The sequence below is a fragment of the Acidithiobacillus sp. TH-A36 genome, assembly GCF_057473445.1.
Window position 1 is genome coordinate 1 of record NZ_JBYCKP010000236.1, and the last position, 8,892, is coordinate 8,892.

Below are 8,892 nucleotides of genomic sequence, written 5' to 3' on the forward strand. Positions count from 1 at the left end.
TTTATGCCGATCCGGAAGTGGCGCCATTACGCCGATCCCAAGGTGGCGCCATTACGCCGACTGCGGTTTGGCTCCATATTGCCGATCCGTGACACCACATTCTGGTCCGGCAAAATACCCACCACCTGATGCTGCTGCAACGTATGTAAAAGAGGACGGATGCCCTCTTCCTTGGGCGTCAACCGCGCGCCACTGCGTCTCCGACCTGCAGCCATCAATGCATTTAACGCCGGGTTGCGGGTGCCCATATATAGCACCGTCACCGGCCAGCGATGACCAATATATTGTACGGCCGCTTCCCAGGCCCCCAGGTGGGCGGTAAACAAAATGACACCGCGTCCTTCTGCCAGCGCAGCATCCACCTGTTCCACACCGCGCACCTCACGAATCAGCCGCAAAGCCCGGGGCAGGGGCCAGAACCACAGGGGTCCCAGTTCCAAAGCCGCCTGGCCCAATGTGCGAAAATGCTGGCGTTGCAAATCGTGGCGCTGCACCAAAGAAAGATCGGGAAAAGCAATGGCCAGATTTGCGTCAACCACCTGGCGGGGTCGCCGCATAATCCGCCGGGCGACATCGCCGAGCGCGGAACCCAACGCCGCCCGCCATGAACCCGGCAAAACGGCTGCACCACGCAGCAGGGCGACAATCAACCACACCTGCGACTGCTGTCCGGGGCTTGCCCTGGAGGATTCGACCGATGATTTAGCCACCTGATTCCTGATCTGTTCCGCAAAGCGCACATCATAAACGCGGGACCGGCCTTTTGTCGCTGCCTTCCCCCCGTTCCCAGCCTTGGTTATATTCCGGTAATGAATAATGTTACCGATAATGATCTGGTTATTCTGGGGGGGACTTTCGACCCCATCCACTACGGGCATCTGCGCGCCGTAGAGGAAGTCCGTCAGGCCCTCAAGACTGCCGAGGTGATGCTGATTCCTGCAGGTCATCCGCCGCATCGTCAAAGTCCCTGGGCTGCCGCCCGACATCGTCTGGCCATGGCCCGCATTGCCGTCGCCCACCACCCCCGTTTTGCCGTCAGTGATCGGGAGGTGGGACGCAAGGGGCCGTCCTATACCGTGGACACCCTCCGCGCCCTGCGTCAGGAACGCCCGGATGCCTTACTGGCCATGGTCATTGGCATGGATGCCTTTTTGCGTTTTGATACCTGGCGCGACTGGCAACAGATTCTGGAATTAACCCATCTTATCGTCACCGGACGACCGGGCTGGCCGGCTGCCGAACTTCCCGAAGCCTTGCGGCAAACCCTCTATCAACGGCGTTGCGACGATATCCGCCAGCTCCACCAACAACCCGCCGGCTTCATTTTTTTTCAGACCATCACCGCACTGGAAATCTCCGCGACCAGTATTCGCAGTCTGTTGGCCAACGGCCAAAGTCCGCGCTTCCTGTTACCCGACGAAGTATTGGATTATATTGAGAGCAAGGGGCTCTACCAAAGCCCGTAAATCGACTCAAAGGATTATTGCACTTGGCGACAGCAGAAAATCTCCGCGACATTATTGTGACTGTTCTTGATGAACACAAAGCCCTCGATATCAAAGCCATCGACGTCCGTAAACAGACCGACATTACGGATTATCTGATTATTGCCTCTGGCACCTCCGACCGTCATCTCAAGGCCCTGGCTGATCATGTCATGGCCCGCATGCGCGAAGAGGGCGTCCGGCCACTAGGAAAAGAAGGGCTCAGCGTGGGTGATTGGGCACTGGTAGATCTCGGCGATGTGGTGGTTCACGTCATGCGCCCTGAGGTGCGCGATTTTTATCAGCTCGAACGGCTCTGGGGAGAACTTCCCCAGATGCGTGGGCAAAACGAACGCCGCTGATTATCGATGCGGCTCCGGATTCTTGCCATCGGCAACAAAATGCCAGTCTGGGTGGAAAACGGTGTCGCTGAATATGCAGCCAGAATGCCGCCACAGTGTCGGGTGGAATGGCGCGCCCTGCCAATGGCCAAAAGGGGGCGCAGTGGCGACCCGATCCGGTGGCGGCGTGAAGAAGGCGAGCGAATACGGAGTGCCACGCCTGCAGGGTCCGAGAAAGTCGCCCTGGAAGTGGGTGGCAAAGTACTGAGCAGTGAGGCCTTGGCGCAGCGTATGGATGCCTGGTTTCTGGGTGGCCGCGACGTCACCTTCTGGATCGGCGGACCGGATGGACTGGACCCCGAATTACAGGCTGACTGGCAATGGTCATTGTCGGCCTTGACCATGGCGCATCCTGTTGTGCGGGTAGTTTTAGCGGAACAATTATATCGGGCCTGGAGCATTCAGGCCGGATTACCTTATCATCGTGGCGCAGAGGAGTGACGCTGACGTGAAGCAAATGTGGATAAAACCGGGAGTCATCCGGATAAGTATGGCCCTGACCCTGAGTCTCGGACTGAGCGCCTGTGCGCAAATGGTCGAAGTCAGCCCCCAGCAGAGCAGTTCGGATGCCATTGCCGTGCAGGCGGGGCGGGAGCACATTCTGGCCCTTTCACCTGCCGTCAATGATGCCCAGCTGGCACCGGTTAAAAGCGCATTGACAGCCGCTCAATCCGCGCAGTCCCGGGGCGATTATCTTCTGGCAGAGCGCGAAACCCTGCTGGCGAAAGTATTGCTGGATAATATTCAGGTTCGTCTCAAGAGCTCTCCCGGCAGCAGTCAGCGCCAGGCCCTGCAGAGCCAGATCGCCAATCTGCAAAGCCAGATCGCCGCAACCCACCAGCAAATAGATGCCACCAAGGCACAAATCGCCAAGGAGTCTCAATAATGCGCGTCCACGCCCTGATTGCTGCCGCCCTGTTGTTGTCATTTCCCGCGCTGGCCAGTGCCGATGTCGCAACCACCCGGGTATTACAACAATCCCTGCAACGCCTGCAGAATGCCCAGCGCAACGGGCCGGCCATTCCGCCAGCCACTTTATCGGGCTTGCAGGAATCCCTGCAAATGATGACCCGTGATCAGGTCAACCCGGCAATCTTTCAGGTCGACAAAGCCATTTTTGACGCCCGGATGGCGGGCCTGCAGGAACAGCGCCAATCTATCCATCAGCAGACCAGCCTGAGTAAGCTGCAACAACAGGTTCAATCGCTGACCAGCCAGCATCAGGCCCTGCAGAACGAATATGCGCGACTCCGCCAGCAACTGGCCAGCAAAACCATGACCGGCGCGCAAACCCAGCATTTACAGGCAGAAATTCAACAACAAAAACAGATGCTACAGGCCGAAGAAAAGCATCTCGCCAACCTTGCCAAACAACCACCAGGTTCGCTAAACGGCTTATCCAGCAGTACCGCCATTACCAGCACCACGAGCCTGCCTGCTTATGGCAAGGCTTTGACCGTATATGCCCGGGTGCAGGCCGCCAGCGACGGGGTGCATGTCTCCATGCCTGCCGACAGTCTTTTTGGCAGCGATAACCGCCTCAGTAGTGATGGTGAACAACGTTTGCAGGCTATTTCCCGTATTCTCAAGCAAAGTAATGCCCAGGAAATTCTGGTACGGGTAGCGCCCCAGCCGCTGGGAGCCAATGCGGCCACCCAGCGCGCCGAAGCCATTTTGCGCAACCTGCGGCGTAATGGCGTCCCCGACCAGTCTCTGGCCCTGGCGACGGGTTCCGGCCTGGCAGCGGGAACCGCCGAGCTGCTTCTGGTGAATGCCAGCCCCACTTCGTGAGCAAGCTGATTCTGGCATCGGCTTCTCCCCGGCGACTGGCCCTGCTCCGGCAACTGGGCTATGACCCGCAGGTGCAGGTTGCGGATGTCGATGAAACCGCGCAGGCCGGTGAACTCCCGGAACGTCTGGCGCAGCGCCTGGCGCGGAGCAAAGCCATAGCCCTGGCAGGAAGTCATCCAGAAAATCTGATTCTTGCCGCCGATACGGTGGTTGCCCTGGCCGGACAAGCATTTGGCAAAGCCCGCGACGCTGCCGACGCCTATGCCATGTACGCGAAACTCGGCGGGAAAGACCATCAGGTCCATACGGCAGTTGCCTTGCTGCATGATGGACAGGTCGATGCAATCCTGCACAGCAGCACCGTGCGCCTGCGCAACATGAACCCCCAGGAAATGGCGGATTACTGGGCCAGCGGGGAACCCGCAGACAAGGCGGGGGCCTATGCCATACAGGGCCTGGGTGCGATTTTTGTCGAACATCTTCAGGGCTCGTTCAGTGGCGTCATGGGCTTGCCCCTTTTTGAAACGGCCCGGCTTTTATCTCAATGCGGCTTTCCGCCACCCGCATTTTCAGGATCCACATGAGCGAAGAACTTCTCATCAATGTCACTCCCCAGGAAATCCGCGTCGCCCTGGTAGATAACGGCGTACTCCAGGAACTGCAGGTAGAACGCAGCGGCCATCGCGGACTGGTCGGGAATATATACAAAGGCGTCGTGCGCCGGGTATTACCCGGCATGCAGGCCGCCTTCGTCGATGTCGGACTGGATCGCACCGCCTTTTTGCATGCTGCCGACATTCAGGATGACAGCGAGGAACTGAATGGCGAAACCGACATTGAAACACGCCCCGGTCATCATGAAGTCCGCAATGTCTGTACCCTGTTGCACGAAGGTCAGGAAGTTCTGGTCCAAGTCATCAAGGATCCGGTCGGCAGTAAGGGCGCGCGGCTGACAACGCGGATTACCTTGCCGGGAAGATACCTTGTTTACATGCCCTTTGTGCCCCGTATCGGGGTTTCCACCCGCATTGAGTCGCCGGAAGAACGATCCCGGCTCAAGGACGAACTCAAAGCCGCCATTCCTGCTGATGAAGCCGGTGGCTACATCATCCGTACCCTGGCAGAAGGGGTTGAACATCAGGACTTTGTCGGAGACATTGATTTTCTGCGCCGCCTGTGGAGTTCGATCCGCCGCCAATTGGAAAACAGCAGTGCCCCCTGCCAGATTCACAGTGATTTGAATCTCGCCATGCGCATGATGCGCGATGTCATGTCGGACAACATCGAACGGGTGCGCATTGATTCCCGCGAGACTTATGAGGCGGCAGCGAGTTTTTGCCAGCGCGTCATTCCGGAAGTCGCCGACCGCATGGAGCACTATAGCGGCGAGCGCCCCCTCTTTGATCTCTATAATGTGGAAGATGAAATTGAAAGGGCCTTGCAAAGCCGGGTCACCCTCAAATCCGGCGCTTACCTGATCATTGACCAGACCGAGGCCCTCACAACGGTGGATGTAAATACCGGGGGATTTGTCGGGCGCCGCAATCAGGAAGACACCATTTTCAAAACCAATCTGGAAGCTGCCGCTGCCATTGCCCGACAAATGCGTCTGCGCAATATTGGCGGCATGATCATCATTGATTTCATCGACATGGATGATGAAGAACACAAAAGACGGGTGCAGCGCGCCCTGGAAAAAGCCATTCAGAATGACCGCACCCGCTGCAATATTACCCAGATTTCAGCCTTGGGCCTGGTGGAAATGACCCGCAAGCGCACCCGCGAAAGCCTCCGCCAGACCCTGTGCGAACCCTGCTCTTATTGTCATGGTCGTGGTTTTCTGAAAACGGCAGAAACCATCTGCTACGAAATCCTGCGGGAAATAGTCCGGGAAAGCCGGGCTTATCCTGCCGAGCGCTTTGTCGTATTGGCTTCACCCATGGTTATGGAAAAACTGCTCGACGAAGAAAGCACCAGCCTTGCGGCACTTGAGGAATTCATCGGCCGCCCCATCAAGGTCCAGGCGGAAGCCACCTATACCCAGGAGCAGTACGACATCATTTTGATGTGAATACTGATCCATTCAATCTGGACCTTGCGTGACAATCTGTGGCCGTAGGCGGGCAACAATTTTCGGGCTTAATACGGCACCCAGGGCCGCTGGCCCCGGAAAGGGGCCATGTGCCTCGCGAAAAGCGACAATGGCCGCAGCACGCTTTTCTCCCACACCCTGCAAACAGCGCAACTGTTCGATACCGGCCTGATTGATATTCACTTGGGGCGGACAGTTTTTACCTTTGCCCCAGGCTATGTTGACGCCCAGCAAGGTTGTCAGAAACAGCACCAAAACATAGCGCCACGGCGTCGGCATGGTTAGCCTCAGCCCTCTAAGGCCGCCCGAATCTGATCTCCCATGGCAGCCAGCTCCGCTGCCGGAGTATCCGTAGCATGGGCAAAATTCAGGTCCGGAATAGCGTTCATGGGAATCAGATGGACATGGGTATGGGGAACTTCCAGTCCGGCAACCATCATCCCGACCCGCTTGCATCCGGTGACTTTTTCCAGCGCCGGAACCACGCGTTTGGCAAAGGGTAATAGTCCGGCGAGGGTCTGATCATCCAGGGTGAAAATATAATCATGCTCCTTTTTGGGAATAACCAGGGTATGTCCGGGACGGACTGGGCGGATATCCAGAAAAGCCAGATAATGTTCGTCTTCCAGCAGCTTCTGGGCAGGGATTTCGCCGGCGATAATACGGGTAAATAAAGTGGTCATGCTTCCTCCTTCAATTGTGCCAAAACCAATTCTGCAGCATCCAGGGTGGCCTTGATTTCAGCATCACCATGCGCCGCAGAAACAAACCCGGCTTCGTAGGCACTGGGTGCCAGATAGACGCCTTGCGCCAACAGCCCATGAAAAAAACGCGCATAGCGCTGGCTGTCGGCACGCATGACCGCATCAAATCCGCGTACAGGTTCGTCGCTGAAAAACCAGCCAAACATGGCCGGAACCTGATTAATCTGTAACGGGACAGAGGCAGCCTTGGCGCGCTCCGCCAGTCCGTCGCACAATTTTCGGGTTTGCACGGCCAGTTTGTCATGAAATCCCGGCTCGCTCAGCAATTGCAAAGTCTTTAGGCCCGCCGCCATCGCCACCGGATTCCCCGACAGGGTCCCCGCCTGATAAACCGGGCCGTTAGGGGCCAGATATTCCATGATTTCCCTGGGACCGCCCAGTGCCCCCACCGGCAATCCGCCGCCGATGATTTTCCCGAAAGTCGTCAAATCCGGACGCACCCCATAAAGGCTCTGGGCACCTCCCAACGCCACCCGGAAACCGGTCATGACTTCATCAAATATCAGGATCGTTTCATACTGGTCACAAAGGGTCCGCAGCCCTTCCAGAAAACCCGGTTCGGGAGGAACACAACCCATGTTGCCCGCTACCGGCTCGACGATGATGGTGGCCACATCAAAACCATATTGCTGCATCATTTGTTCTACAGCAGACAAATCGTTGTAAGGCAGAACCAGGGTATCCTGACTGACTTCCCGGGGAATCCCGGCACTGGAGGGCTGCCCCAGGGTCAGGGCGCCGGAACCTGCCTTAACCAACAAACTGTCACTATGGCCGTGGTAATTCCCCTCAAACTTGATGATTTTATCACGGCCGGTATAACCCCGGGCGAGGCGAATAGCCGACATCACCGCTTCGGTGCCACTGGAGGTCATACGCAGCAACTCAATACCCGGGACCAGCCGGCAAACCATCTCGGCCATGTCTACTTCAATGGCCGTGGGGGCACCAAAGCCCAAACCCTTATCCACCTGGGCATGAACGGCGGCCCGGACCTCAGGATGATTATGACCGAGAATCATCGGCCCCCACGAGCCTACATAATCCAAATAGCGTTTGCCTTCCACATCCCAAAAATACGCGCCTTCGGAATGGTCCATAAAGATGGGATCTCCGCCCACACCACGAAAAGCCCGTACCGGAGAATTCACACCGCCGGGAATACACTGCCGGGCTGCCTTGAATAAATCGTGAGAAGTCTGGGTCATCATTACTCCTTGGGAATATTTCCGAGATGATCAAATAATACCGCAAAGCGCCGGGCGGCCGCTTCTACCTGTTCCGAGGCAAACACCCCGGAAATCACTGCCAGGGCATCAGCACCTGCAGCAATCAGCGCTCCGCCATTATCCTCGGTAATTCCGCCAATGGCGACCAGTGGAATATTCAGTTCCGCTCGGGCCTTTCGCAAAACCTGCAGATCTACGCGAGGGGCCTGCGGCTTACTCGGCGAGGCAAAAAAAGCACCAAAAGCCACATAATCCGCCCCAGCACTGACAGCTTCCCGGGCTTTATCCAGCGAAGCATAGCAGGATACGCCAATGCACAGATCACGACCAAAGGCCTGGCGCAATTCGGCCACAGGCGCATCTTCTGCGCCGACATGCAGAGCCGGAGCCTGAACCGCTCTCACCAGATCGGGGTCATCATTCACCACAAACAGGGCACCATACTGTGTGCAAAGTTCACGCAAGGCACCCGCCTGCCGCCGTCGCCGCGCATGGTCCTGCCGGACGTCGCCCTTATCCCGATACTGCAGGATCCTTGCCCCACCCCGTAAAGCGGCTTCGGCCTTGTCCAGAAAAACAGCTTCCGGCATCCAGTGCGGATCGGTAATGACGTATAAACCGGCAATGTCCGGCTGCAACTCATTCCCGCCCATGGCTGCTTTGAGGATGACCAAATCGGTTAGGGAAAAACTGGCCCCGTCCCAAAGGATAGGCCGTACGCAGCGCTGCATGGGTGAAATCAAGAGCGGCTTCTATGGCCTGCAGCATGTCCAGGCCCTTGGCCAGACCCGCAGCAACCGCTGAAGCCAGGGTGCAGCCTGAACCGTGATATTGATGCGGGAGGCGTTCCTGAATAAAAGTCTGCTGCAGAATGCCCCCCCGAAAAACCAGGTTTTCCAGCTTCGGACCTTCGCCATGCCCCCCGGACAATAAAACCCATTGGGCACCCTGCGCATTGAGCAGGACTGCGGCGGCCCGCAAGTCTGCTGCACCCGTCAAAGCCAGCGCCTCAGGACCGTTGGGCGTGATAATGGTCACCCTGGGTAAAAGTTCGGTGCATATGGCCTCCCGCAATCCCATGCCCGCCAAAGAAGTACCCCCACCAGCCGTCATGACCGGGTCCAGCACCAC

Annotated in this window: 13 protein-coding genes; 7 read left to right on the forward strand and 6 right to left on the reverse strand. The window is 57.4% G+C overall.

Annotated elements, in window-relative coordinates; translation table 11 throughout:
- Positions 1-26: 26 nt before the first annotated feature.
- Positions 27-710: a lysophospholipid acyltransferase family protein gene (locus tag AC2VLY_RS06160; RefSeq protein WP_486893563.1), complete on the reverse strand. Its 684-nt coding sequence runs from the start codon at positions 708-710 to the stop codon at positions 27-29.
- A 99-nt stretch (positions 711-809) separates the two neighbouring features.
- Here AC2VLY_RS06160 and nadD point away from each other — a divergent pair, with 99 nt between their 5' ends.
- From nadD to rng, 7 genes are read left to right on the forward strand one after another with little or no spacing between them, the layout of a single operon-like run.
- Positions 810-1,466, forward strand: coding sequence for a nicotinate-nucleotide adenylyltransferase (gene nadD, locus AC2VLY_RS06165; RefSeq protein WP_486893561.1), 657 nt, complete (start codon positions 810-812; stop codon positions 1,464-1,466).
- Positions 1,467-1,489: 23 nt separating this feature from the next.
- A complete protein-coding gene (gene rsfS / locus AC2VLY_RS06170; protein WP_010640473.1) occupies positions 1,490-1,846 on the forward strand; it encodes a ribosome silencing factor in 357 nt (118 codons plus the stop codon).
- Positions 1,847-1,852: 6 nt separating this feature from the next.
- On the forward strand, positions 1,853-2,326 hold the full coding sequence (gene rlmH / locus AC2VLY_RS06175; protein WP_193650246.1) for a 23S rRNA (pseudouridine(1915)-N(3))-methyltransferase RlmH: 474 nt from the start codon (positions 1,853-1,855) through the stop codon (positions 2,324-2,326).
- 16 nt (positions 2,327-2,342) lie between these two features.
- Entirely contained in the window at positions 2,343-2,771 is a 429-nt protein-coding gene (locus AC2VLY_RS06180; protein ID WP_193650321.1) for a hypothetical protein, read from the forward strand.
- On the forward strand, positions 2,771-3,676 hold the full coding sequence (locus AC2VLY_RS06185; RefSeq protein WP_486893200.1) for a hypothetical protein: 906 nt from the start codon (positions 2,771-2,773) through the stop codon (positions 3,674-3,676). The genes AC2VLY_RS06180 and AC2VLY_RS06185 overlap by 1 nt, the downstream gene beginning before the upstream one ends.
- Positions 3,673-4,260 (forward strand): Maf family protein, encoded by a 588-nt coding sequence (locus AC2VLY_RS06190; protein WP_486893201.1) that lies wholly within the window; start codon positions 3,673-3,675, stop codon positions 4,258-4,260. Before AC2VLY_RS06185 ends, AC2VLY_RS06190 begins: the two co-directional genes overlap by 4 nt.
- Positions 4,257-5,747 carry a ribonuclease G gene (gene rng / locus AC2VLY_RS06195; protein ID WP_010640463.1) on the forward strand — a complete coding sequence of 497 codons (1,491 nt, stop codon included), beginning with the start codon at positions 4,257-4,259 and terminating at the stop codon, positions 5,745-5,747. Before AC2VLY_RS06190 ends, rng begins: the two co-directional genes overlap by 4 nt.
- 12 nt (positions 5,748-5,759) lie before the next feature.
- On the opposite strand, the gene AC2VLY_RS06200 is transcribed toward rng, so the two are convergent.
- The 5 genes from AC2VLY_RS06200 to thiD form a co-directional block, all read right to left on the reverse strand.
- Positions 5,760-6,047 carry a ComEA family DNA-binding protein gene (locus tag AC2VLY_RS06200; protein WP_486893202.1) on the reverse strand — a complete coding sequence of 96 codons (288 nt, stop codon included), beginning with the start codon at positions 6,045-6,047 and terminating at the stop codon, positions 5,760-5,762.
- An 8-nt stretch (positions 6,048-6,055) separates the two neighbouring features.
- On the reverse strand, positions 6,056-6,451 hold the full coding sequence (locus AC2VLY_RS06205) for an HIT family protein (protein WP_193650250.1): 396 nt from the start codon (positions 6,449-6,451) through the stop codon (positions 6,056-6,058).
- On the reverse strand, positions 6,448-7,740 hold the full coding sequence (gene hemL / locus AC2VLY_RS06210) for a glutamate-1-semialdehyde 2,1-aminomutase (RefSeq protein WP_193650251.1): 1,293 nt from the start codon (positions 7,738-7,740) through the stop codon (positions 6,448-6,450). The genes AC2VLY_RS06205 and hemL overlap by 4 nt, the downstream gene beginning before the upstream one ends.
- Positions 7,741-7,742: 2 nt before the next feature.
- Positions 7,743-8,414 carry a thiamine phosphate synthase gene (gene thiE / locus AC2VLY_RS06215; RefSeq protein WP_486893272.1) on the reverse strand — a complete coding sequence of 224 codons (672 nt, stop codon included), beginning with the start codon at positions 8,412-8,414 and terminating at the stop codon, positions 7,743-7,745.
- Positions 8,401-8,892 (reverse strand): bifunctional hydroxymethylpyrimidine kinase/phosphomethylpyrimidine kinase (gene thiD, locus AC2VLY_RS06220; RefSeq protein WP_486921945.1); only part of this gene is annotated, 492 nt, incomplete at its 5' end. The genes thiD and thiE, both read right to left, overlap by 14 nt.